Source organism: Arthrobacter sp. NPDC093139 (genome assembly GCF_044754165.1).
In the GTDB taxonomy this organism is placed as follows: Bacteria; Actinomycetota; Actinomycetes; order Actinomycetales; family Micrococcaceae; genus Arthrobacter.
In genome coordinates this window covers 525,750-547,721 of sequence record NZ_JBIVOO010000002.1, presented here as the reverse complement: position 1 = coordinate 547,721, position 21,972 = coordinate 525,750, and the positions used below count along the sequence as shown (strand labels likewise).

At 64.7% G+C, this 21,972-nt stretch carries 23 protein-coding genes and 3 tRNA genes; 5 read left to right on the top strand and 21 right to left on the bottom strand.

What is annotated here, in order from left to right:
- Positions 1-16: 16 nt before the first annotated feature.
- Entirely contained in the window at positions 17-280 is a 264-nt protein-coding gene (locus ACIP90_RS05685; RefSeq protein WP_400577633.1) for a hypothetical protein, read from the top strand.
- A 70-nt stretch (positions 281-350) separates the two neighbouring features.
- Here ACIP90_RS05685 and ACIP90_RS05680 read toward each other — a convergent pair whose 3' ends face one another.
- The 5 genes from ACIP90_RS05680 to ACIP90_RS05660 all read right to left on the bottom strand — a co-directional run bounded on the left by ACIP90_RS05680 (position 351) and on the right by ACIP90_RS05660 (position 5,531).
- Entirely contained in the window at positions 351-1,106 is a 756-nt protein-coding gene (locus tag ACIP90_RS05680; protein WP_400577712.1) for a type II CAAX prenyl endopeptidase Rce1 family protein, read from the bottom strand.
- Between the two features lie 62 nt (positions 1,107-1,168).
- Positions 1,169-1,948, bottom strand: a complete 780-nt coding sequence (locus tag ACIP90_RS05675) for an enoyl-CoA hydratase (RefSeq protein ID WP_400577631.1) — start codon at positions 1,946-1,948, stop codon at positions 1,169-1,171.
- Between the two features lie 40 nt (positions 1,949-1,988).
- Positions 1,989-2,966, bottom strand: coding sequence for a 3-hydroxyisobutyrate dehydrogenase (gene mmsB, locus ACIP90_RS05670; RefSeq protein ID WP_400577630.1), 978 nt, complete (start codon positions 2,964-2,966; stop codon positions 1,989-1,991).
- Positions 2,959-4,032, bottom strand: coding sequence for an enoyl-CoA hydratase/isomerase family protein (locus tag ACIP90_RS05665; protein ID WP_400577628.1), 1,074 nt, complete (start codon positions 4,030-4,032; stop codon positions 2,959-2,961). Before ACIP90_RS05665 ends, mmsB begins: the two co-directional genes overlap by 8 nt.
- Positions 4,032-5,531 (bottom strand): CoA-acylating methylmalonate-semialdehyde dehydrogenase, encoded by a 1,500-nt coding sequence (locus tag ACIP90_RS05660; RefSeq protein ID WP_400577627.1) that lies wholly within the window; start codon positions 5,529-5,531, stop codon positions 4,032-4,034. Before ACIP90_RS05660 ends, ACIP90_RS05665 begins: the two co-directional genes overlap by 1 nt.
- Before the next feature lie 273 nt (positions 5,532-5,804).
- On the opposite strand from ACIP90_RS05660, the gene ACIP90_RS05655 reads away from it, so the two are divergent.
- Positions 5,805-6,614 carry an exodeoxyribonuclease III gene (locus ACIP90_RS05655; protein ID WP_400577626.1) on the top strand — a complete coding sequence of 270 codons (810 nt, stop codon included), beginning with the start codon at positions 5,805-5,807 and terminating at the stop codon, positions 6,612-6,614.
- Between the two features lie 13 nt (positions 6,615-6,627).
- On the top strand, positions 6,628-7,527 hold the full coding sequence (locus tag ACIP90_RS05650) for a hypothetical protein (protein ID WP_400577625.1): 900 nt from the start codon (positions 6,628-6,630) through the stop codon (positions 7,525-7,527).
- A 28-nt stretch (positions 7,528-7,555) separates the two neighbouring features.
- Here ACIP90_RS05650 and ACIP90_RS05645 read toward each other — a convergent pair whose 3' ends face one another.
- From ACIP90_RS05645 to ACIP90_RS05625, 5 genes are all read right to left on the bottom strand, one after another.
- On the bottom strand, positions 7,556-8,608 hold the full coding sequence (locus ACIP90_RS05645) for a LacI family DNA-binding transcriptional regulator (protein WP_400577623.1): 1,053 nt from the start codon (positions 8,606-8,608) through the stop codon (positions 7,556-7,558).
- Between the two features lie 84 nt (positions 8,609-8,692).
- Positions 8,693-8,959: a hypothetical protein gene (locus ACIP90_RS05640; RefSeq protein WP_400577622.1), complete on the bottom strand. Its 267-nt coding sequence runs from the start codon at positions 8,957-8,959 to the stop codon at positions 8,693-8,695.
- A complete protein-coding gene (locus ACIP90_RS05635) occupies positions 8,956-9,843 on the bottom strand; it encodes a carbohydrate ABC transporter permease (protein WP_400577621.1) in 888 nt (295 codons plus the stop codon). Before ACIP90_RS05635 ends, ACIP90_RS05640 begins: the two co-directional genes overlap by 4 nt.
- Positions 9,840-10,877 (bottom strand): carbohydrate ABC transporter permease, encoded by a 1,038-nt coding sequence (locus ACIP90_RS05630; RefSeq protein WP_400577620.1) that lies wholly within the window; start codon positions 10,875-10,877, stop codon positions 9,840-9,842. The genes ACIP90_RS05635 and ACIP90_RS05630 overlap by 4 nt, the downstream gene beginning before the upstream one ends.
- Positions 10,878-10,884: 7 nt before the next feature.
- Positions 10,885-12,171, bottom strand: coding sequence for an ABC transporter substrate-binding protein (locus ACIP90_RS05625; RefSeq protein WP_400577619.1), 1,287 nt, complete (start codon positions 12,169-12,171; stop codon positions 10,885-10,887).
- Positions 12,172-12,297: 126 nt separating this feature from the next.
- Here ACIP90_RS05625 and ACIP90_RS05620 point away from each other — a divergent pair, with 126 nt between their 5' ends.
- Positions 12,298-14,244 carry an alpha-amylase family glycosyl hydrolase gene (locus tag ACIP90_RS05620; RefSeq protein ID WP_400577617.1) on the top strand — a complete coding sequence of 649 codons (1,947 nt, stop codon included), beginning with the start codon at positions 12,298-12,300 and terminating at the stop codon, positions 14,242-14,244.
- Positions 14,245-14,331: 87 nt separating this feature from the next.
- Here the strand turns inward: ACIP90_RS05620 and ACIP90_RS05615 are convergent, their stop codons facing one another.
- The 11 genes from ACIP90_RS05615 to ACIP90_RS05565 form a co-directional block, all read right to left on the bottom strand.
- Complete coding sequence (locus tag ACIP90_RS05615; RefSeq protein WP_400577616.1) at positions 14,332-14,646, bottom strand: hypothetical protein; 315 nt, start codon at positions 14,644-14,646, stop codon at positions 14,332-14,334.
- A gap of 153 nt (positions 14,647-14,799) precedes the next feature.
- Complete coding sequence (locus ACIP90_RS05610) at positions 14,800-15,411, bottom strand: hypothetical protein (protein WP_400577614.1); 612 nt, start codon at positions 15,409-15,411, stop codon at positions 14,800-14,802.
- Entirely contained in the window at positions 15,408-15,971 is a 564-nt protein-coding gene (locus ACIP90_RS05605; RefSeq protein WP_400577710.1) for a hypothetical protein, read from the bottom strand. The genes ACIP90_RS05610 and ACIP90_RS05605 overlap by 4 nt, the downstream gene beginning before the upstream one ends.
- 80 nt (positions 15,972-16,051) lie before the next feature.
- Positions 16,052-16,432: a hypothetical protein gene (locus tag ACIP90_RS05600; RefSeq protein ID WP_400577613.1), complete on the bottom strand. Its 381-nt coding sequence runs from the start codon at positions 16,430-16,432 to the stop codon at positions 16,052-16,054.
- On the bottom strand, positions 16,429-16,620 hold the full coding sequence (locus ACIP90_RS05595) for a hypothetical protein (protein WP_400577612.1): 192 nt from the start codon (positions 16,618-16,620) through the stop codon (positions 16,429-16,431). Before ACIP90_RS05595 ends, ACIP90_RS05600 begins: the two co-directional genes overlap by 4 nt.
- A complete protein-coding gene (locus ACIP90_RS05590) occupies positions 16,617-17,060 on the bottom strand; it encodes an Asp23/Gls24 family envelope stress response protein (RefSeq protein ID WP_400577611.1) in 444 nt (147 codons plus the stop codon). Before ACIP90_RS05590 ends, ACIP90_RS05595 begins: the two co-directional genes overlap by 4 nt.
- Before the next feature lie 146 nt (positions 17,061-17,206).
- On the bottom strand, positions 17,207-17,662 hold the full coding sequence (locus ACIP90_RS05585; protein ID WP_400577609.1) for a hypothetical protein: 456 nt from the start codon (positions 17,660-17,662) through the stop codon (positions 17,207-17,209).
- 332 nt (positions 17,663-17,994) lie between these two features.
- A complete protein-coding gene (locus ACIP90_RS05580) occupies positions 17,995-19,590 on the bottom strand; it encodes a glycoside hydrolase family 68 protein (RefSeq protein ID WP_400577608.1) in 1,596 nt (531 codons plus the stop codon).
- Between the two features lie 747 nt (positions 19,591-20,337).
- A tRNA-Phe gene (locus ACIP90_RS05575) sits at positions 20,338-20,413 on the bottom strand.
- A 48-nt stretch (positions 20,414-20,461) separates the two neighbouring features.
- A tRNA-Asp gene (locus tag ACIP90_RS05570) sits at positions 20,462-20,535 on the bottom strand.
- A gap of 94 nt (positions 20,536-20,629) precedes the next feature.
- Positions 20,630-20,702: transfer RNA gene (locus tag ACIP90_RS05565), tRNA-Glu, on the bottom strand.
- 238 nt (positions 20,703-20,940) lie between these two features.
- Between ACIP90_RS05565 and ACIP90_RS05560 the strand changes: the two genes are divergently transcribed.
- Positions 20,941-21,963, top strand: a complete 1,023-nt coding sequence (locus ACIP90_RS05560) for a DMT family transporter (protein WP_400577606.1) — start codon at positions 20,941-20,943, stop codon at positions 21,961-21,963.
- The last annotated feature ends 9 nt before the right edge of the window (positions 21,964-21,972 follow it).

Sequence of the window (21,972 nt, the reverse complement as noted above, 5' to 3'; positions counted from 1 at the left end):
GAGGAAGGGAACGATTGTGGCCGACATTGCTGCTGTTCTGGGGCGTCTCGCCCCGCACGAACTTGAGGAGATCCGGGCCACTGGCCCGAAGGGCCACCTGAGCCGGCACATTATCCAGGCACTGGACCGCGCCGCCGGAGGTCCCGGCTCGGGGCGCGGTTACTACGTGCCGGCCGGGAGCGTCAGCCCCACGGGGAGCCCCCACCAGATACTGCGGAGCGACGTCGCCGCGTGGCTTTTCGGGGCCCCGGAACGCACCGAGGCGGCAAATTCCCACTGACGGGCTGATCTTTCAGGACAGGGCAATCTCGGTACAGGAGACCTCGGTACAGGCAACCTCAGTACAGGAATCAGTACAGGAAGATGTCGAACCATTCCCGGTTGTGGGCATGCAGCAGGACCAGGAACAGGACGAAGTCGAAGAGCAGGTGGACAGCCACAATGTAGGAAAGCGACTTGGTCACCGTGAAGATGCGCGCCTGCAGCAGCGCGAACGGGAAAATGAACAGCGGTGCCCAAGCCCGGAATCCGAGCTCCCACAAGAAGGACGTGAACAGCACCGCCTGCAGGAGGTTGGCCTGCCAGTCCGGCATATGACGGCGAAACAGCGTGAAGGCAGTGCAGATGAAAAACAGTTCATCCCAGATGCCTAGGGCGTTGGTCCCGATGAAGAGACGGATGATGCCGTCGGGGTCGTGCACCGCGGGCCAGTTTTGGTAGACGCCTGTCCGGACCATGTAGACGGGCAGCACCGCATAGCCAAGCACCACCACCACGGGCAGGTACAGCTTCTCGCCACGGGTCCACTTGTTGCCGGTCATCACGGGAAACACGATTGCATGCTCCCCGGTGACCCAGCGGGACACCGCGTAGGGGACGCCCACGGCCAGGATCATGGCGGAACCCATGACAAGCATGTGCGAGGTGCTGACGTCGGTGGTGATCGGAACCGCGCTGATCACCAGGATTCCGGCCGCGATGAGGATGAGGTCACGGAAGAGAGCCCGGTCAACGAGCGCGGCAAGCACGAGCGAGGCGGCCAGCAGCGCGTAGCCCGGGACGGGCTGGTGCATCGCGAAGAGCAGGAAGCCGGACAGCGACAGCATCGCCGAGGGGACCACGCGTACGGAGGTCACCTTGGCAGTGCGCTGCTCTGCGACTGGGAGGTTCACCGGTGCCTGAACTCCGGCTGGCGCTTCTCCGAGAAAGCCGCCATGCCTTCTTTCTGGTCCTCGGTGGCGAAGAGCGAATGAAACAGTCGCCGCTCGAAAAGCACGCCCTGGGACAGCCCGGTCTCGAAGGCGGCGTTGACGGCCTCCTTGGCCAGCATGGCGGCAGGCTTTGACTTCGAGGCGATGACTTCGGCGGCCTTCAGCGCCTCCTCCACCGTGTCCCCTGCGGGCACTACCCTTGCCACGAGTCCGGCGCGCTCCGCCTCGTCCGCATCGATGAACCGGCCGGTCAGGATCATGTCCATTGCTTTGGCCTTGCCCACGGCCCTGGTCAGCCGCTGGGAGCCGCCCATCCCCGGAAGAACTCCGAGGTTGATCTCGGGCTGCCCAAACTTGGCGTTGTCCCCGGCGACGATGAAATCGCACATCATGGCCAACTCGCATCCGCCTCCCAGGGCGAAGCCGGACACTGCGGCGATCAGTGGTATCCGCAGTCTGGTGAGGTCCTCCCACCCACGGAACCAGTCGGCGTCGTACATCTCCATGTAGCCCAGGGACGCCATTTCCTTGATGTCCGCCCCGGCAGCAAAGGCCTTCCCGGAACCAGTGATCACCACGGCCCCCACACCGGGATCGGCGTCCATGGCTGATACCGCAGCGACGAGTTCATCCAGCGTCGCCCTGTTCAGCGCGTTCAGTGCTGCGGGCCGGTTCAGGGTCACGAGGCCCACGCGTCCGCGGCGCTCCACCAGAATGTTCCCGTACTCCTGCGTCATGCATGCCCCTTAAGTGTTTGGTCCCCAATTCAAACTAAGCCTACTTAGCGGATTTGTCCCGAATGTCGGTGATAATGCCGGAGAAATCCCTTCCGGCACCGCCTTCGGCTGCGAAGGCATCATAGATTTCGGAGGCCAGCGGCCCCATACGGGCAGCCACCCCGGTGCTTTGGACCGCGTTCAGGGCGAGCTTGAGGTCCTTCGCCATCAATGCACCGGCAAAACCCGGCTGGTAATCGCGGTTGGCCGGGCTTGTGGGCACCGGCCCCGGGACGGGGCAGTTCGTAGTGAGCGCCCAGCACTGGCCGGAAGCCGCGGAGGCGACATCGAAGAGCGCCTGGTGCGTCAGACCGAGTTTTTCACCCAGGACAAATGCCTCGCTCACGGCGATCATGGACACTCCGAGAATCAGGTTGTTGCAAACCTTGGCGGCCTGCCCCGCGCCGTGGTCGCCGCAAAGAACCACGCGCTTGCCCATGACCTCCAGCATCGGCCGCACCGCTTCAAAGTCCTCCGGCAGCGCTCCCACCATGAACGTCAACGTGCCGGCCTCCGCACCCACCACGCCCCCTGACACCGGTGCGTCCACTGCCCGGTGCCCTGCCTCGATGGCCAGTCGGGCGGCCTCCCTGGCCTCGTCTACGTTAATGGTCGAACAGTCCAGGAACATGGTGCCTGGAGCGGCGGCGGCCAGCAGTCCAGGCTGCCCCTCGGCACCTTGGTAGGCGTCCAGCACATGCCGGCCGCTGGGAAACATGGTGAGGACCACGTCCGCCCCCGATACGGCTTCGGCAGCGCTTCCGACGGTAGGGACGCCGTGCTCACGCGCGGCTGCCAGGGCCGCCGGCACCACGTCGAAGCCCGCCACAGTGTACCCGGCCTTGACCAGATTGACAGACATGGGCCCACCCATGTGGCCCAGCCCGAGGAAGGCGATGCGTTCCTTCCTGGCCTCAGCAGTCCCCGCCGTGGAATTCTCCCCGGCTTCCGCAGCTTCCGGTGTCGCGTCGTCAGGCATGGTCAGTCTCCCTTTCCAGCAGAACCAGTTCCCTCTCACCCAATGGGGCGAAGTACCGCTCAACGTCCTCCGTGTGCACTTCCGTCAGCGTGGGCGGCCGCCACTGCGGGTTGCGGTCCTTGTCCACCACCTGGGCGCGGATCCCTTCGCGGAAGTCCGGCCCGGCCAGGCAGCGAAGGCCCACCCTGTACTCCTGTGCCAAGGCTTCGTCCAGGCTCAGCTCCGTGGCCCGGCGCAGCGATGCCAGGGCCACCTTCACCGCCGTGGGCGACTTCGACTCGATGGTGTCCGCAGCCTCCGCCGCCGGGCCGCCCTCCGCCCGCAGCCTGCGGAGTATTTCCGCGGCGTCGTCGGCCGCGTAGCAGGCATCAATCCAGTCCCGCTGCGCCTCGAGGGCGGAGGCGGGCGGCTTTTCTGCGAAGCGTCCGACGGCGGACTCTGCGGTTTCGTTTTCCAGCGCCGCCGCCAGTTCAGCGAGCCTGCCGGACGGAACAAAGTGGTCCGCGAGGCCCAGGAACAGTGCGTCGGCTCCGCTCAGATGTGCTCCCGTCAGCGCCGCGTGCGTGCCGGCCTCCCCCGGTGAGCGCGCGAGCAGCAGGGTTCCGCCGACGTCGGGGACGAAGCCGATGGTGGTTTCCGGCATTCCCGACTTGGTCCGCTCCGTGACGACGCGCACGGAACCGTGGGCGGAGATGCCCACACCGCCGCCCAGGACCAGCCCGTCCATGAACGCCACATAGGGCTTGGGATAGCGGGCAATGAGTGAGTTGAGCCGGTACTCCGCTTGCCAAAAGTCCGCGGTCTCGTGCCCGCCGGCGAGGATGTCGCGGTAAATGGCCACGATGTCCCCGCCGGCACATAAGCCCCGCTCACCGGAACCCTGCACCAGAACGGTGGCCACGCCGTCGTCGTCCGCCCACGCGGTGAGCCGTTCCAGCATGGCGGCCACCATGCCGGCATTGAGCGCGTTGACCGCCTTCGGGCGGTTCAGCGTGATGACGCCGAGGTGGCCGCGCTGTTCGAACAGAACCTCATCCGGAGAACCCTCAATCGTTTCAGCGGTCATCAGCTTCCTTCCGGCATGATGAAGCTGGCGCCCTGGCGGATACCGGAGGGCCAGCGCGAGGTCACGGTCTTGGTCTTGGTGTAGAAGCGGAAGGCATCGGCTCCGTGCTGGTTGAGGTCGCCAAAGCCTGACGCCTTCCACCCGCCGAACGTGTAGTAGGCAATGGGTACCGGGATGGGCACGTTGACTCCCACCATGCCTACCTGGACCCGGCTGGCGAAGTCGCGGGCCGCGTCCCCGTCGCGGGTGAAGATAGCCACGCCGTTGCCGAACTCGTGCTCACTGCAAAGGCGGAGGGCTTCGTCGTAGTCGGACGCGCGAACGACGCTCAGCACCGGGCCGAAGATCTCCTCCTTGTAGATCTTCATGTCCTTGGTGACATTGTCGAAAAGCGTGGGCCCGATCCAGAAACCGCCCTCATAGCCGTCAACGGTGAGCCCCCGGCCATCAGCCACCAGCGTCGCGCCGTCCTCCACGCCGGACTGGATGTAATTTTCGATCCGCTCCTTGGCAGTTCCCGCCACCACGGGCCCGAAGTCCGAGTCCTTGTCCAGGCTGTGGCCGACCTTCAGGTGCCTGACCCGGTCCTCCAGTTTCGCCACCAGGGCGTCAGCTGTGTTTTTGCCGACGGGTACCGCCACGGAGATGGCCATACAGCGCTCCCCTGCGGATCCGTATCCCGCGCCGATCAGGGCATCGGTGGCCATGTCGAGGTCGGCGTCCGGCATGATCACCATGTGGTTCTTGGCGCCACCGAAGCATTGTGCGCGCTTGCCGTGGGCCGCCGCCGTGGCGTAGATGTACTGTGCGATGGGGGTCGAGCCGACAAAGCCGATGGCCTTGACGCGCGGGTCCTCAAGCAGCGCATCCACGGCCTCCTTGTCGCCGTTGACCACATTGAACACACCGTCCGGCACGCCCGCCTCCGAGTAGAGCTCCGCCAGCCGCAGGGGCACGGACGGGTCGCGTTCGGAGGGTTTGAGGATGAAGGCGTTGCCTGCGGCGAGGGCGGGCCCGGACTTCCACAGCGGAATCATGGCCGGGAAGTTGAATGGCGTGATGCCCGCAACCACGCCCAGCGGCTGGCGCATGGAATGGATATCAATGCCGGTCCCGGCGCTGTCAGTGAACTCGCCCTTGAGCAGATGCGGTGCCCCGGCAGCGAACTCCACCACCTCGATGCCGCGCTGGATGTCCCCCTTGGAATCCGCGACCGTCTTGCCGTGCTCCGAGGAAAGCAGCCGGGCGAGCTCGTCCAGGTTCTCGTTTACCAGGTCCACGAACTTGAGCAGGATGCGCCCGCGTCGCTGGGCGTTCATGGCGCCCCACTCCGGCTGGGCTTTCTCCGCACTGGCAATGATGTTGCGCACTTCCTCCGCGCTGGCCAGCGGAAGCTTCGCCTGCACTTCACCCGTGCAGGGATCATAAATGTCACTGAACCGGCCGGAAATACCATCTACCCTGTGGCCGTCGACGTAGTGGGACAGTTCGCGCACCATGATGGAATGCTCCTTTGCATGTGACCCAGGTCATCTTGGAGCTGAATATACTCGGACTTCCTACTAAGTTCCAGAGTCCGTAATTCGGCGCCGATGCCCTCGGCCAGCGGGCCGCCGTCGGACGCCTTCCGACGCCGTCGTGGGGCACTTTGATGTGCTTCCACGGCACATTGCCGTCATATCCCGGCTTGTCCGCGCGGAAGTGCCCCGGTTCCGCGGGCGCTCCCCTTGCGCCCCGTTCATCCCGGGCCCAAGTTCGGTAAGTTAGGAACTGTGAAGATAGCTACCTGGAATGTGAACTCCCTCCGTGCCCGTGCCGACCGTGTCGAGGCTTGGCTGCAGCGCTCTGACTGCGATGTCCTTGCCATCCAGGAAACCAAGTGTAAGGACGACAACTTTCCGTGGGAGCTGTTCGAGCGGATGGGCTACGAGGTGGCGCACTACGGGCTCAACCAGTGGAACGGCGTGGCGATTGCCTCCCGCGTGGGACTCGAGGACGTCGAACGTGCATTTGTGGACCAGCCCGTGTTTGGCAAGGGGGGTTCAGACCCGATTCAGGAAGCCCGCGCCATGGCCGCCACCTGCGGCGGCGTGCGCGTATGGAGCCTCTACGTCCCCAACGGCCGCGCCCTCGACGACGAACACATGCCGTACAAGCTCAAGTGGCTTGACACCCTCAAGAACCACGCCGCCGGCTGGATCTCTGACAACCCGGAGGCGCAGGTCGCCCTGATGGGTGACTGGAACATCGCACCCACGGACGACGACGTCTGGGACATCGATCTGTTCCTCACCCAGGGCTACACGCACGTCAGCGAACCGGAACGCGCCGCCTTCCACGCCTTCGAGCAGGTCGGCTACTCGGATGTGGTCCGCCCGCACACCCCCGGCCCCGGTGTTTACACCTACTGGGACTACACGCAGCTGCGCTTTCCCAAGAAGGAGGGCATGCGCATTGACTTCATCCTGGCCTCGCCCGCCCTTGCCGCCCGGGTCACCGGCGCCTCGATTGACCGCGAGGAACGCAAGGGCAAGGGCGCCTCTGACCACGCCCCTGTGCTCGTGGAGCTGGCTGACTCATGAGGGCTGAACATTCATGACGGGCAGCCTTTACCGCGGGCAGGCCGGGCTGCCGTTCTCGTCCACCCTGCGGGTGTACGAGCCCCTGGACGCGTTCCCCGAGGACCAGCGTCCGGCGCTCAAGGCTGCCGGTGAGCGGGCGGCGTCCCGCGCTGCCGTTGAGAACGCCGAGCTGTTGGCCTCCCTGGGGCGGATCACGCGGCCCGGCGGCGATCCGTTCCCGACGGGCCGGACCGACCTGGTGCGGGTCACCCGCCCCCTGGGACTGCCGGTTGCGGACGAATCCAAGGATTCGCCAAACGCGAAAGATTCCGACGGCGACTCCCTCCTTTACTGCCCCAGCCAGCTTGTCCTGCGGGCCGGGCTGGCAGCCAATGCGCTGATGGAGGGTATCCACGGACCACTGGCCGAACTCCTGATTCCGGAAGAGCAGCGGGACCGGCACCAGGAGCGGATCGACCTCGTGAGCGCCCGCGAAGGCGCCAACCGTGTCCATACCCGGGCATCCACCTGGGGCATTCCCTTCAGCTGGTTCTCGCTGTTCCTCGAGTCGGATCCGCAGGAAGTGGTCGAGGCCGGCGGCCGGATCCTCACCGTCCGGGTTCTCGCGCCGATTGCCGAGGCCCTCGACCGGGTACGCTACGCCGTGGCCAACCTCGCACTGGCGGCTCCGGATCTAGACATGCTTGACGACCTCACCCAGCTCACCGAGTGGCTGGAACTCTTCCATGCGGAATCCATGGTGGAACTGGACTACGGCGCCGTGGCGGACAAGGTATATCCGGATGACTCCCCCATGGATGTGCGTCTTGGCATCGAATGCCTCGCAGAGGGCGACATGACGGGCGCAGCTGCCGCGTACCGCCGGCTCGCGTCGCGGTGGATTCCCATCCGCCAACTCGCGCGGGCTTCCTGACTCGCTGAGGCCGCTATGCTTTCATCCCCTACGCTCTGGGTTGCGCCGTCGTGCGTCTCACGATCAGGCGGTGGGGTGCGATGGCGGAGCGCACCGAGCCGGTGATACCGAGGAGTTCATCCAAGAGCATCTTCGTGCCCAGCTCCGCCTGCTCGTCCGGCCGCTGGCCCACGGTTGTCAGCCCCATGGCGTCGGAAAAATCGTGGTCGTCGATCCCGATTACCGACAGGTCCTCGGGCACCCGGACGCCCACGCGCTGCGCTTCGAAAATGACGCCCATGGCCATCTCGTCGGAGGCACAGAATATGGCGGTGGGCTTCTGGCCGGGCTGACCCCACAGCCGGCGGAACGCTTCCTGGCCGCTCCTGAGGGTGAAATCGCCCCACTCATCCCACTCCGGCCGGACTTCCAGGCCCGCCGCCGCCATCACGTCCTGGAACGCCAGAATACGGACCCGCGGGACGTCGAAGTTGAGGTCCGTTTCGTCGTCCCCGTGGAGCAGCGCAATGTCGCGGTGCCCCAGGTCGATCAGGTGCTTGACGGCGGTGGAGGCGGCAGCGTAATCGTCGATTCCTACATAGGCGCATTCCTCGACATGGCCGCCCACCACCACCAGCGGAATGTCGATCTTCTGCAGGTGGTCCAGCTCCTCGTGGGACAACGCCATACACAGGACAAGGAGCGCATCGATCTGCTTGTAGACCATGGTCTTGCTGAAGAGCCGCTCACGGTGGCTGCCGTGCCCGCCGAGGTTGAACAGGGACAGGTTGTACTGCCGCGCATGGAGCTCGCGGTCGGCCCCTTCAATGGCCTTGGAAAAGAACCAGCGGCTCACGAATGGCGCCAACACGCCGATAGTCTTGGTGCGGCCGGTTGCCAGGCCAGAGGCCGACGAGGACGCCACATAGCCCAGGGCGCCGGCAACTTCGAGGATCTTCGCCCGGGTCGCCGGCGAAACACGCGGCAGGCCCCGCACGGCGCGTGACACCGTGGCAGTGGACACCCCCGCGGCTGCCGCCACGTCCTCAATGCTCACACCCGAGTGGCCGCCGCGCTGGGCCCGGTCAGTTGTGCGCGCCACGGTGTCCCCTCAAAGGCCTGCTGCAGATTTCCGCCATCCCATTCTCCCAACGGCAAGAAACCATTTTAGTCCGGCCGGCGTGTATCAGTTGCGCCGCGTGGCGGTGCGTGCGGGAAGGCGCCTGCGGAGCCTGATCATGCCGTAGAGCGCCAGCAGGATGGCGAGCAGGCCAAGCGCCCAGCCCAAGGCCGGCTGGGCGGTCAGCTCCATCCATACGGTAACGACGAGCAGCACCACAGCCCAAAAGCCCAGGAATCCGATGATGATGTCGAAATCCTCGCCGGAACGGACGCGCTTTTGCCCAAGTCCCGCTGACTGCTTCTTGCCCTGCGGTGCTGCTCCCTGTGTCACTTGACTGCACCCGCCGTCAGGCCGGCCACGATCTTGCGCTGGAAAACGAGCACGAGAATGACGAGCGGAATGGTGACAATGGTGCCGGCGGCCATGATGGCCGTGTAGGGGATCTGCTGTGGCTGTGCACCGGCAAAGTTGGCAATGGCCACCGTCACCGGCTGCGTTGCATCGCTGGACAGCTGGCTGGCGATCAGGAACTCGTTCCAGGACGAGATGAACGCCAGGATGGCCGTGGTGAAGATGGCCGGAGCCGCCAGCGGCATAATGACCTTCCGGAAGGCCTGCCCCTGCGTGCAGCCGTCAACACGTGCCGACTCCTCGAGCTCCCACGGCATTTCGCGGAAGAAGGACGTCATCGTGTACACAGTCAGCGGCAACACGAACGAGATGTTCGGAATGATCAGCGCCTGGTAGGTGCCCATCCAGCCAATGTTAGTGAACAGCTGGAACAGCGGCGTGATCAGTGCGACGCCGGGGAACATGGAGGCGCCCAGGATAAAGCCCAGGACCAGGAACTTGAACCGGAAGTTCAGCCGGGCCAGGGCGTAGGCGGCGAAAACACCGATCAGCAGCGAGATGGCGGTAACCACCACGCCGATGAAGATGCTGTTCAGCAGCGCCTGGCCAAACCTGTTGCCGAAGGACGTGTCGAACGCCGTAATGAAGTTATCCAGCGTGACATGCGTGGGCAGGATCGACGTGTCGTACGTGAAGCCGACCTCCCGGAAGGCCACGACGACCATCCAGTACGCCGGTGCCAGGCACCAGATCAAGATGACTGCCGCACTGATGTACGTGCGGCCCTGCGCCCACTTTTCCTTGTTCTGAGAGGCGCGGCGGCCTCTGTCCTGCTCTGCCCGGAGGGCTGTCCCGGTGCTCATTTCTTCCCCTTACCGGTGGCGCCGCTTTGCTCCACAACGTTCGCCCCGAGGAAGCGGACAAAGATGAAAGCGACCAAAAAGATGATGATGAAGGTAATGGTGGACAACGCCGCCGCCGAGTTAAACCCTTGCCGGATTTGATTGATGACAAGGATGGACAGCGTGGTGGTGTTGTTCGCACCGCCCGTGAGGATGTACGGAAGGTCGAACATGCGCAGCGCATCCAGGGTACGGAACAGGATTGCCACCATGAGCGCCGGCTTCACCAGCGGCAAAGTGATCATCCGGAACCGCTGCCAGGCGGTGGCTCCGTCCACTTTCGCTGCCTCATAGACTTCGGCCGGGATCATCTGCAAACCTGCCAGGATCAGCAGCGCCATGAACGGCGTCGTCTTCCAGGTGTCCGCGATAATGACTGCCCACCTTGCCGGCCACTCGCTTCCGGTCCACAGGATGGAGGTGTTGAACAGTTTGTTGGCGATGCCCTGGAAGTCGAAAATGAACAGCCAGAGCTGTGCCGTCACTGCGGTGGGGATGGCCCACGGCACCAGGACGGCTGCACGCACCAGGCTCCGGCCCTTGAAGGTCCGGGCCATGATCATGGCCATCCAGAAACCCAGAATGGTTTCCAGGGTGACAGTGATGATCGTGAAGATGAACGTGGTCTGGGTGGCGGACCAGAACTGGGCTCCCAAGGTTCCGGGAGGGCACGCAACGGTCCCGCCGCCGGCGGTGGCACACTGCTGCGCGATCCAGTTCACGTAGTTCTGGATGCCCGCAGGGCCACCGGCCGTGAACAAGCCGGTCGCAGGGTCCAGGCCGGCGTCCTTCTGGAAGGACATCACGATGGCGCTGATGATCGGGTAAACGATCACCACGGCAAGCGCGATGATGGTCGGGGCCAGCAGCCAGGTAGCCCATTTGCCCTGGCTGAGGATCTTGTTGTCCTCACCCACGCCCTTGGGTCCGTGGTGGATCGGGGTACCGCCCGACGCCGGTGACTTGACCGGCGTCGGGCCTACTTCGGTTGCCATGGCTGGACTACGATCCCGCACCGGCGGCTTCGATGGACTTCTGCATATCAGACAATGCCTGCTCCACCGGCTTTTCACCCTTGAGCGCTGCGTAGGAGTTCTCCTGGATGGCCTGCGTGACCGCCGGGTAGAACGGCGTGACAGGGCGCGGCACGGCATTCTCGATGGAAGTCTTCAGGACCGGCAGGTACGGCAGCTTCTTCACGAGTTCGGCGTCATCGTAGAGCGCACTGATCACCGGGGCCAGTGAACCCTGGGTGGCGAAGAATTTCTGCTGTTCCTCTTCGACCAGGAATTTCAGGAAGTCCAGGGCCGTGGCCTTGTTCTTGGAGTAGACGCTGATGGCTGCGCTGTGTCCACCCAGCGACGAAGCGCCGGGGCCGTCCTTGCCGGGAAGCGGGGCCATTCCCAGCTTGTCCTTCACCTTGGATGCACCCTCGGTGGTTGCCAGGTTGTACACGTACGGCCAGTTGCGGTGGAAGAGCAGGTTGCCGGACTGGAATGCTCGGCGGCTTTCCTCTTCCTGGTACGTGATGGCTTCCTTCGGGATGTTGCCGTTCTTGAAGGCTTCCACGAGGTTGCCGAGGCCTTCCGCGGCCTCGGGGGTGTTCAGGCTGGGCTTGCCGTCCTTGTCCAGCACAGAGCCGCCGGCCGAGTTGATGGCCTCGGAGGCGTTGACCGTGAGACCCTCATACTGCTTGTACTGGCCGGAGAAGCAGCCGATCTTGTTCTCCTTGGCGATGGAGCACATCTGCATCATCTCGTCCCAGGTCTTGGGCGGGGTGGGCACGAGGTCCTTGCGGTAGTACAGGATGCCGCCATCGGAGGATACCGGCGCTGCGTACAGGGTGTCCTTGTACGATGCGCTGTCCACCGTCGGCTTCAGCATGGCGGAGGTGTCCAGCGCCATCTTGTCCTTCAGCGGCTGCAGCCAGCCCTTTGCGGCGAATTCCGCGGTCCAGACGACGTCCACGCTCGTGACGTCATAGTTGGGGTCCTTCGCCTGGAAGTGCTGGACGAGGTCATCGTGCTGCTGGTCGGCCTGGTCGGTCTGCTCCTTGAAGGTGACCTTCTCGTTGGGGTGCGCGGCATTCCACTTTTCGATCAGCGGACGGACCACATTGCTGTTGTCCTTGCCCTGCACATACGTGATGGGACCGCGGCCGTCGAGACCATTGGCTGCGTCACCGCCGCCGGCTGTGGTGCCGCCCCCGCCACCGCCGCCACAGGCGGAGAGCGTCAGGGCAAGAACGCCGGCGGTAGCTACCGGCAATAAGAATTTGCGGGTTTTCATTGGCAAAGAACTCCTCGCTGAGTGACAAGAGTTAGTCGTGGTGCGGTTGTTGTGGTGACCATCACACTAGTAACGTTGCGGAAAGAAATGCAAGCGTTTACACCTAATCGTTACCGGGAGGCAACCATGACCCATCGTCCAATTTCAACGCCCGGCTCTGATATCGGGACGTGGTGGGCCAGTGCCGTCGTCTACCAGATCTACCCGCGCTCATTCGCGGACGGCAACGGCGACGGGATGGGGGACCTGCGCGGTGTGACCGCGCGGCTGCCCTATCTGAAGAAGCTGGGCGTCGACGCCGTCTGGCTCTCACCCTTTTACAAATCACCGCAGGCAGACGCAGGATATGACGTGGCCGACTACCGACAGGTGGACCCGATGTTCGGCAGTCTGGCGGATTTTGATGAGATGTTACGGAAGGCTCACGGTCTGGGCATCAAAGTCATCGTGGACCTGGTGCCGAACCACACGTCGGACGAGCACGTGTGGTTCCGGGAGGCTCTGGCCGCGGAACCTGGATCCGGTGCCCGGGAGCGTTACATCTTCCGGCCCGGCAAGGACGAAGTGGAGGGTTCGGGTGACGGGAACATCGCCCCGAACAACTGGAGGTCCATCTTTGGCGGTCCGGCCTGGACACGCACAACCAACGCGGACGGCAAGCCCGGCGAATGGTACCTGCACCTGTTCGACACCAAACAGCCTGACCTCAATTGGGAAAACCCCGAAGTGTGGGAGGAGATGCGGTCCGTGCTCCGGTTCTGGCTGGACCGCGGCGTGGACGGCTTCCGAGTGGACGTGGCGCACGGAATGGTCAAGGAGGCCGGGCTGCCGGACTGGGATGGCGTGGCGGCCATGGTGGAAGGCTCAGCCGACGCAAGGCATTTTCCGGATGCCCCCGGGACGCATCCGGAATCAGTCGAGCCCCACACAGCCCACTACGCCAGCCTTGCGGCCGGCAGTGCCGGCGCAGATGATGCTGCCCGGGCACAGGTCTCCGTGCTGGATTCTGCGGGAGAGGACCCGCAGCATCAACCGGTATCTCCGCTGTATCCGCCGTCGCCCTTCTTTGACCAGGACGGCGTCCACGATATCTACCGCGACTGGAACCGCGTCCTGGCCGAGTATGACGGAGACCGCATGCTCGTGGCCGAAGCCTGGGTGGAACCGGCGGAACGGCTGGCGCGATACATCCGCAAGGACGAAATGCAACAGGCATTCAACTTTGACTTCCTGCTGGCAGGCTGGGACGCCGGGCGCATGGCAGTGGCCATCGAGGAGTCGCTCGAGGCTGCCGCTTCGGTCGGCGCCCCGACAACGTGGGTGCTGAGCAACCACGACACTGTCCGGCACCCGACACGGTTCGGTTTGTCCGATCCCACCAGCTTCCCGAAGGGCATCGCGTCGGAGGACGAGCAACCGGATGCCGCCTTGGGGCTCGCCCGCGCCAGGGCGGCCACGCTGGTGTCGCTTGCCCTGCCCGGTTCGGCATACCTCTACCAGGGGGAAGAACTCGGCCTCCCGGAGCACACCACCCTGCCCGCGGAGGCGCGCCAGGACCCGACGTTCTTCCGCACGGGCGGCGTAGAGCGCGGACGCGACGGCTGCCGCGTTCCCTTGCCATGGAAATCGAATGAACCCGGTTTCGGATTCGCCGAGGTGTACGCGGCGGCAGGGTCGGCTACTGCCGGCGCCCCAGCGGCTGGCGCTCCGGCCCAGCCATGGCTGCCACAGCCGGACTCGTTCGGGGAACTCGCCGCGGACAGGCAGGAAGGCGTCGCTGGTTCCACGCTTGAGCTCTACCGCTCGGCGCTGTCACTGCGCGGGAGCCACGGGCTGGGCTCGGGCACCTTCTGCTGGGCAGACATACACGATCCTGAGCGGGGTGTGCTGGCGTTTCAGAACCGGGACGTCCTGGTGGTGGCGAACATGGGGAGCGAGTCGACGCCGGTGCCGGATGGCTACAGGGTGGTTCTCTCGAGCGCCGCAGAAACGGAAACCGGATCAGGAGCAGGATACAGCGCCGACCGCGCCGTCATTGCCCCGAACAGCGCGGCGTACCTCGTGGCCGGGTAGGCTTCCAGGAAGAGTCCGCCTTAACCGACAGAGCGCCGCGCCCACCCGGACGCGGCGCTCTGTCAGTGATCCGGACAAACCGAAGGGCTATTTGCCTCCCTTGATGACCCCGGCAAGCCTGGCCCAGAAGCCCTTGGCTGTTTCGGTGACACCGCCGGCGAATTCCTTGGCGTTGCCCGCTGCGTCACGGGCCGCTTCCTTCAGATTCGCGGCAACATCCCCTGACAGGAGTTCCTTGACGTTCCCGGCCGCCTGTCCGGCGAACTCCTTGACGTGTTCCGCCGTCCCGCCGGCCAACACTTTGACGTTTTCGGCGGCGCCGCCTGCAAATTCCTTGGCGTGGCCCACCGCATTCTCAAGTCCGTCCTTCGCAGCGTGGTTTCCTGTTACTTCTTCGCGCACAGTATTCTCCTTCGTCGACGGCTTTGCCGGGCTTATTGGACCCGTCACCGGGCAGTCGTGACCAGCACGCCACTACCCCCTCGCCTTCAAACTAGGCGCCGGGCTGGTCCGGAGGCAAAGGCCCACGCCGGTCCGGACATGCAGGCGTCAGAATCAGCGGACGCGCTCCGCGCGGCTGAAGCGTGTGCGGGCCCCGACGGCTATATGCACCAGCACGGGTGTCTTCTTGCCCACAACTACATCCAGAGCCGCAACAAGTTCCGACGCATCCGCTGCCAGAAGGTGCGGCGCCACACCGGGCCTCGGGTGAAGGCGGATCTTGAGCGCTGGCTGCCCGCGGACCTCGTATGTGGTGACGGTGGCCCCGGCAAGATCGGGACGCTCGGCAAATGCATTCTTCAGGGACTGCTCCGCCACGCCGCCGCCGATGCGGACGTCTCCCGGTACCCCGCCGGGGTCCTCGGCGGCCAGCAACAGCCCGGATCGCCCCTTTCCCTGCTGCGCCACCCACGCCACCATGAGTCCTATCAGGAGGACCAGGAAGAGCGAGAGGACGATCCAAAGCCAACTCTCCTGCCGGCCGGGGAACCTTGTCCCGTCAAAAAGCTGATTGGCGCCGTCCCGAACGCCGCCGGACCACGCTTGCCACCACGGTCCGGCAGCGGGAACCGAGGCCAGCAGCATGAGCAGGATGCCCACGGTCAGGAGCACGAGGCCGAGGATCCCGATGAGGATCCTGTTGAGCAGGCGCGGGGTGCTGTTCATGCCCCGATCACCCCCGACTCCGCCATGTTGACCCGGACAGCTGGCATCGGGATGGGCGTCATGGAAAGAAGTTCGTCTTCGACAGCCTCACGGACAACGGTCTCGCTTACGGGAACACCCGATGTGGGGCGGACGTTCACCACCGCCTGGCGCTGGGACACCACAACCATGACCTGCTCCGGCGTGACGTTGGCCGCCTGGCGGGCGCGGCGGGCCAGGGCGGAAGCGATGACTTCATCGTCCACCACGACAGCGACCCCGGGCACTTCGAGCAAATGCCTCGCCCTGCGTCCGGGAAGTATGGCGCTGAGGAAGAAGAAGAGCCCGGCTGCCGCCACCACGGCACCCGTGACGCCCAGCAAAAGAGGCGGGATGCCGTTCGGCAGCGCCACGATCCGTTCGGCCGCCGTTTGGGGGTCGATGAGCCATGGAGGCTGGCCGATCGCCCGGACTGCCGCCTCAAGGAGGCCGTAGAGGGAGACGAGGCTGACGAGGACAGCAGCGAGGCAGGCCGCCACGGCACGCGAGGAGTGGGTTTCACGGTGAAGGACACGGCGCATGTCAAAGGATTCGGCGTTCCCTGATTCGGCGGCATCGGCCGGATCTCTGTCCGCCGGGTTCTGCCGTTCGATGAGTGAGCTCAATGGACCCGGACCCTCTCCGTGACGTGCGCGCCGGTGATGCGGATATCCACCCTGCTCAGCCTGGCACCGCTGAGTTCTGTGACTGTGGTGAGGATCTCTGACCTGGCCGAAACCGCCCGTTCCCAGATGGAGCCGCCAAAAGCAGGAACGCGTGCGGGGTCCCGCACGACGGCCGACAGGGAAGGGATTTTGATCGGAGTCACAAGGGACAACGCCAGCAGGCCGTCGTCGTCCGACCAGTCCGCGCGGACATCGTGCGGGGGAATCCCGAGGGCCGACCCGGCCGCCGCCCTCGCCAGGCTCGTCAACGCCTGGGTGCTGATCCTGTTGTGACCGCTGTAGAGCCGGCTCGGAGTCGCTTCCGCTTCCGCGCTCATGACGAGGAGCGCCGGCCGGTCAGGGCATCAATGACGCTGCGCAGGTCCAGTTTCCCTTCTGCGGCGCGGCCCAACAGGGCGCCAAGGCCCATGAAGAGCAGGGAAACCAGGAACCCCCACAGCCCGAACTGGAGCGACATGAAGGCCACGAACGCGCCGATTCCGATTCCTACGACCGTCAGGCTCACTGGATCGCCTCCCTCTCAGGTGCTGCCACCGGCTTCACCGGCGGCGCGATGTAGACATCGTTGATTTCGACATTCACTTCGATGACCTGAAGTCCAACAAGCTTCTCAACTGCCGCATAGACAGCGGCCCGAACCTGGTTGGCCAGGGAGTGCAGCGGTGTGCCGTAGGTTGCGACGAGCGTGATATCGACGGCGACCTGGGTCTCGCCCACCTCGGCATGCACCCCGGCGTGGTCTGAGCTGCCTACCGCGTCCCGGATCGCCCCGAGGGCCCTGGAGGAACCCGTCCCAAGGGAATAGACGCCGGGCACGGCGCGGGCGGCGATTCCGGCCACCTTGGCGACAGCTGTTTCAGAAATGACCGTCCGTCCGCCGCCCCCGGTCTGGTTGAGGGCCGTTTGCGTGCGGATGCCGGCAGGATCCGGATTCTGGTATTCCAAGGCGCTCCCCTTCTGTTGAACACAACCCTATCCCCTAGGTCCGACAACGTCAGGGGTGGCGGGGGCACGATTCGCCCAACATTCCGGGCACGGACTCCAGCCGCGGACTCCACGCTCAGACTCTAGGCAGACCCTGGTCGCGGGCCCTAGGCGCAGTTACTGGCCAGCCATTGGTTTACCGGGGCAATGGCCTCCTGGAACTTGCCGCTGGAGTAGACGGTCTGGTCAGTCAGGCCCGCCACTGCAACCTCGTTCAGCCTGGCGAAGTCTGCCTTGAGCGAGTCGGGAACAAGCTGCGCCGTTTCGCTGAGCTCCGCCTTCTTTTGCTCAAGCTCTGCCGTCTTCCCCTGGGCGGCCGACATGGGCAGCAGCGAGGCACCGGTGGCCTGCACGGAGATGGCCTTGCAGGCTTCCGCGGCTGTGGCGAAGCCGCCAAAGGCGCCCGACGGCGTGCTGGCCTCCGGTGCGGCAGCAGGGCTGCTCGAGGCCCCGGAATCATTGGACGACGACGGCGCGCTGCCTGCCGGCGGGGCAGTACAGGCGGTAAGTGCCACCGCGGCGGAAAGGGAAGTGACGGTCAGCATGCGGGCAAAGTTTTTCACGGTTCACATTTCCTGGATAGATTCACCGCCGGCGGGCGGCCTTGACTGGCCGGATGCAAGAGCCGGCCGTATCCCCCGGCGTGCGAGTCTAGCGGCGGACGCGGCATGCATTCCAAGTTGACAGCCCTCAGTCCTGCGTTCAACGGGCGCGCGTATACCGCGTATGTCGCGTATATATAGGAACAAAGTTCAGGACGGCGCGTCGCCAAACGCAGCAGAGGCGCCCGGACCCGGTCCGGGCGCGTCCGCCGATGTACTGCTGTGCTGCTCTACTGCTGTGCCGCTGTATTGCTGTGCAGCCTAATCACCGGCCACATTGCAAAAGCCCAGCTTTACTTGTAGAGGCCTTCGCCGCCGACACGGACGTTGGTGGGCAGGTAGCCGAACGGGCCAAGGCCGTTCTTGCCGAAGCTGCGGTCAACCTGGGATACGCCGTCGCGGAAGTTGATCTTCACGGTGGGCGAGAGGGAACCGCCGCGGACGCCGTTCACGTTGTCGATGAAGGACTGGACGAGGCCGCCGGGCTGCACGTAGTGCGAGTAGGCCTGGAACTGGCGGCCGTTCTGCTGCGGAGTGGGTGCTTCCGGGGATTCGGACGGCAGGTTCAGGTCCGTCGGGGAACCGAGAGCCAGGCCGCTGTTGTTCATCGGCTGGTAGTCCGAGCGGATGCCGTCGCCCACGAAGCCGTAGACGCCGTCGGGGCCGCGCATGCCGGCCGCGTACGTGAACTGGTGGCTGATCGTGAACAGGTAGTACTTGTTTTTGCCACCCTCATTCTGGATGAAGATCTGCGGACGCTCGGTCTGGTCGTTGACGCAGTTTCCGGAGAGGATCGGGGGCAGGAACTTCCACTTGGTCAGGTCCTTGTTTTCGGCCACGGCCAGGCCGACGTTTGCGGTCTGGTAGTAGGCCCCGCTGTTGTTGACCTCGTCGAGGCTTTCAGCGTTGGGGTCGCCCTTGCGGTAACCCAGGTCCTCGTTCTTGCAGCGGTAGTCGCCGCGCTTGGCACCGGTGTTGCCTTCGAAGACCATGAAGGTCTTGCCGGGGTGTGCCGGGTCGGCGAACGTGTACGGGTCGCGGAAGGCGAAGCCCGGGTTCTGTTCCTTGGTCTGGTACATCTTGCCGTCCGGCTCGAGCAGTTTGTGGTGCTTGAAGCCGTCGAATGTCACGCCGTTCTCATCGGCGTGGATCTTGCCGAGAGCCTTGGCGATAACAGCGTCAGGGGCAATTCCGCCGCCGCCGGCATTGCGCTCCTTGACGTCATAGAACGTGGTGGCCGTGTAGAACACGTTCACCTGGTTGCCCTTCATGAGGCGGGTGGACCCGGACCATTCGGTGTTGCCGATGGAAGTGTTGTCCAGGAAGAGGTGTCCGCCGTAGTTCCACTTGTCCTTGGCCGGGTCGGCGTTGGTCTTGCGGAAGAAGTAGCCGATGCGGGCGTTCCAGTGGCGCTGGTCGAAGCCATAACCTGCGTGGCGGTCAGCAACGAGGGAGAAGATGACGTCGTAGCCCTTGTAGCTGATCTGGTTGGCGTGCTCATCCGTCAGGGACCATGTGTCCCAAACCCACACGTCGTCGTTCATGGTGGGGAAGTCCTCGGGGATTTCCGGCATGGTGACGTCCGGGCTCATTGAGTTCTCGCCGGGCTTTACCGTCGAGTCGCTCTGCGCCATGATCTGCTTCGCGTCGGCACGGGTCCACTTCGAGGTGAAGTCAGACTCCGGGTCGTAGGCCTTCTGCGTGTGCTTCGTGGGAAGGGGGAAACCCGGGGTGGGAGCCGGCATCTGCTGCTGGGCCGGCGGATCCGCCGGTTCGTTGGCCTGCGCCGACGGTGTGGCAAGGAACGTCGAGGCTGCGACAGCCGCCGCCAGCGCTGCGGCGGCAGGGCGCCACCGCAGCATCCGGGGGGTATTGGGGTGCTTGTGCATTTTTGCTCTTCTCGCGGAGTTACGTTCGTGGAAGACGGGCTGGTGCCCTGTCCCCGGCACTCCGGAGGCCCCGTTGACACGACGTGCGTCATCGAGGACGCCGTTGTGTCGAGGGAGAACGGGGGTTGGGTAGTCCCCCATATTGGAGCCTGGAGATGTCATACATATCCGGGCCCACACTCCACGGTAGACAACGTTGTCAGCCGAGTTCAACCCGGTTTTGGGAGATTCCGTTGCCTCCCCGCGCAGCGATGCAAGCGCTTACATTTACGTTTGCGCGCGCGTACCACAGCCCAGGAAATAGATCAATCGGAACGTAACAATGACGTCACCTCCGCTTTAGCATTCGGCCCTGGCCCAGAAGAGTGATATCCGCCATACCGGGCGCCCATGAAGTGATGATCAGAACTGAGACAGATGCCACAGCCCGATTCGGCGCGGCGGTAGCCAAGGCCGAGGGGTCGGCACCTGGTTGTGGTGGCCTCTGCTGAACACCTGGGGTGAGCAGCTCGTGCAGGGCAACTGCTGGAACGACATCCGCGTTCAGGGACCCACAGGCGCCCGAGAGCCACAGGCCCAAAGCGGCTCTCCACGGGCCGGCCTGGGGCGGGTGACAAAATCCTGCCTGGACCGTGTGGCCAGGCCTACGCCCGGAAACGCATGGGATCCGGGCTGGCACGGGAAGAATCCGGGAACGAAAAAACCCCGCCGTTCCCTGGTAAATACCGGGAACAACGGGGTTCTAGCTGGTGGCTCCGACCGGCGTCGATCCGGTGACCTTTCGATTTTCAGTCGAACGCTCTACCAACTGAGCTACAGAGCCTTGGTGACGTGTCACCTTGAGAGCCGGAATTTCTTCTGGCAATCAGAGCGACCCTGACGGGACTTGAACCCGCGACCTCCGCCGTGACAGGGCGGCGCGCTAACCAACTGCGCTACAGGGCCTTGCTTGTTTCTTGCTGTTTGCAGTATCGCTACTGCGTTTTTCAAGGCTTTTAGCCTACCAGACTTTTTGGTCCGGCTTGACCACTTCCTTGCGTACCCCCAACGGGATTCGAACCCGTGCCGCCGCCGTGAAAGGGCGGTGTCCTAGGCCGCTAGACGATGGGGGCCTGAACTCAGTACGGGTTGTTCCGGGCAAAAATAAAGGGCCGAAGCCTTTCGTTTTTGTCCCTTCGAGTTGCTCCGAACTGGACCTCTAAAACTATAGAGCCTCCCCCGGGAATTTCCAAAATCGGAGGTGCTGCGGGCCTAACGCCCCGGCAGGGCCGCGGAAACTTGGCAGTTTCTCGCCTAGAAGTGACCGATTTCCGCCAGCCCTGGGAGCGGACACAGGGCTAGATTGGCACCATGGCAACCACCGCCCGCACCGGCCCGAGTCAGCCGGCAGATCCCCACAAGGGAACGTCCGGTCCCGCAGGCGCCCCAGCGGGCAGAGCCGGCGGCGACGCCGCACTAGGGAAGACCGCCGCCCCCTCCTCTCCCCCAGCACCAAACCAGGCGGCGCCACCGATCAGCAGACTGGGCGTGGCCGCCGTCGTCATCACGGTGGTGCTTTGGGCGTCCGCCTTTGTGGGCATCCGCGCGGTTGGCCCCAGCTTCTCCCCCGGCTCCCTGACACTGGGGCGGCTGGCCATTGCAGCCGTCGCGCTTGGCGTGGTGGTCCTGCCAAAACTGCGCGTGCTGCCGCGGGAACGCGAATGGTGGCCCATACTCGCGTTCGGGGTGATGTGGTTTGGCGGCTACAACGTTGCGCTCAACGCCGCCGAGCACCTGCTCGATGCCGGGACAGCCGCGCTGCTGATCAACGTCAACCCCATTCTGGTCGCTGTCCTGGCGGGCATCGTCCTCAAGGAGGGGTTCCCACGGTGGCTCATCATCGGCAGCGTCGTGGCTTTTGGCGGCGTGGCGGTGATTGCGCTCGGCTCCGGGCAGCGGTCGACGGCGGACGTGGCCGGCGTGCTGCTCTGCCTGCTGGCGGCTGCACTCGCCGCCGTCAGCGTGATTGTCCAGAAGCCGGTGCTGCGGAAGTTCTCGGCGGGGCAGGCCACATGGTTCGGCATCATGGTGGGGCTCCTGTGCTGCCTGCCGTTCACCGGCCAGCTGGTCAACGAGCTGCAGGCGGCGCCGCTGCCGGCCACCATGGGCCTCGTCTATCTCGGCGTCTTTCCGACGGCCATTGCGTTCACAACGTGGGCATATGCCCTCTCCCTCATCGACGCCGGCAAGCTGGCCGCCACCACCTACCTGGTCCCGGCCACCACGGTGCTGATCTCCTGGGCAGTACTCGGAGAAATCCCCACTGTCTGGGGCCTTGTCGGCGGCGCCGTCTGCCTCGTGGGCGTGGGGCTCACCCGGCGGAGATCCCGCTAAAGTTTGGCT

Coding starts and splice junctions, on each gene's coding strand:
- ACIP90_RS05560 (WP_400577606.1), top strand. CDS start 20,941: ATGGCAACCACCGCCCGCACCGGCCCGAGTCAGCCGGCAGATCCCCAC.
- ACIP90_RS05605 (WP_400577710.1), bottom strand. CDS start 15,971: ATGCGCCGTGTCCTTCACCGTGAAACCCACTCCTCGCGTGCCGTGGCG.
- mmsB (WP_400577630.1), bottom strand. CDS start 2,966: ATGCCTGACGACGCGACACCGGAAGCTGCGGAAGCCGGGGAGAATTCC.
- ACIP90_RS05600 (WP_400577613.1), bottom strand. CDS start 16,432: ATGAGCGCGGAAGCGGAAGCGACTCCGAGCCGGCTCTACAGCGGTCAC.
- ACIP90_RS05650 (WP_400577625.1), top strand. CDS start 6,628: ATGACGGGCAGCCTTTACCGCGGGCAGGCCGGGCTGCCGTTCTCGTCC.
- ACIP90_RS05610 (WP_400577614.1), bottom strand. CDS start 15,411: ATGAACAGCACCCCGCGCCTGCTCAACAGGATCCTCATCGGGATCCTC.
- ACIP90_RS05635 (WP_400577621.1), bottom strand. CDS start 9,843: ATGAGCACCGGGACAGCCCTCCGGGCAGAGCAGGACAGAGGCCGCCGC.
- ACIP90_RS05625 (WP_400577619.1), bottom strand. CDS start 12,171: ATGAAAACCCGCAAATTCTTATTGCCGGTAGCTACCGCCGGCGTTCTT.
- ACIP90_RS05580 (WP_400577608.1), bottom strand. CDS start 19,590: ATGCACAAGCACCCCAATACCCCCCGGATGCTGCGGTGGCGCCCTGCC.
- ACIP90_RS05630 (WP_400577620.1), bottom strand. CDS start 10,877: ATGGCAACCGAAGTAGGCCCGACGCCGGTCAAGTCACCGGCGTCGGGC.
- ACIP90_RS05675 (WP_400577631.1), bottom strand. CDS start 1,948: ATGACGCAGGAGTACGGGAACATTCTGGTGGAGCGCCGCGGACGCGTG.
- ACIP90_RS05680 (WP_400577712.1), bottom strand. CDS start 1,106: ATGCTGTCGCTGTCCGGCTTCCTGCTCTTCGCGATGCACCAGCCCGTC.
- ACIP90_RS05660 (WP_400577627.1), bottom strand. CDS start 5,531: ATGGTGCGCGAACTGTCCCACTACGTCGACGGCCACAGGGTAGATGGT.
- ACIP90_RS05665 (WP_400577628.1), bottom strand. CDS start 4,032: ATGACCGCTGAAACGATTGAGGGTTCTCCGGATGAGGTTCTGTTCGAA.
- ACIP90_RS05620 (WP_400577617.1), top strand. CDS start 12,298: ATGACCCATCGTCCAATTTCAACGCCCGGCTCTGATATCGGGACGTGG.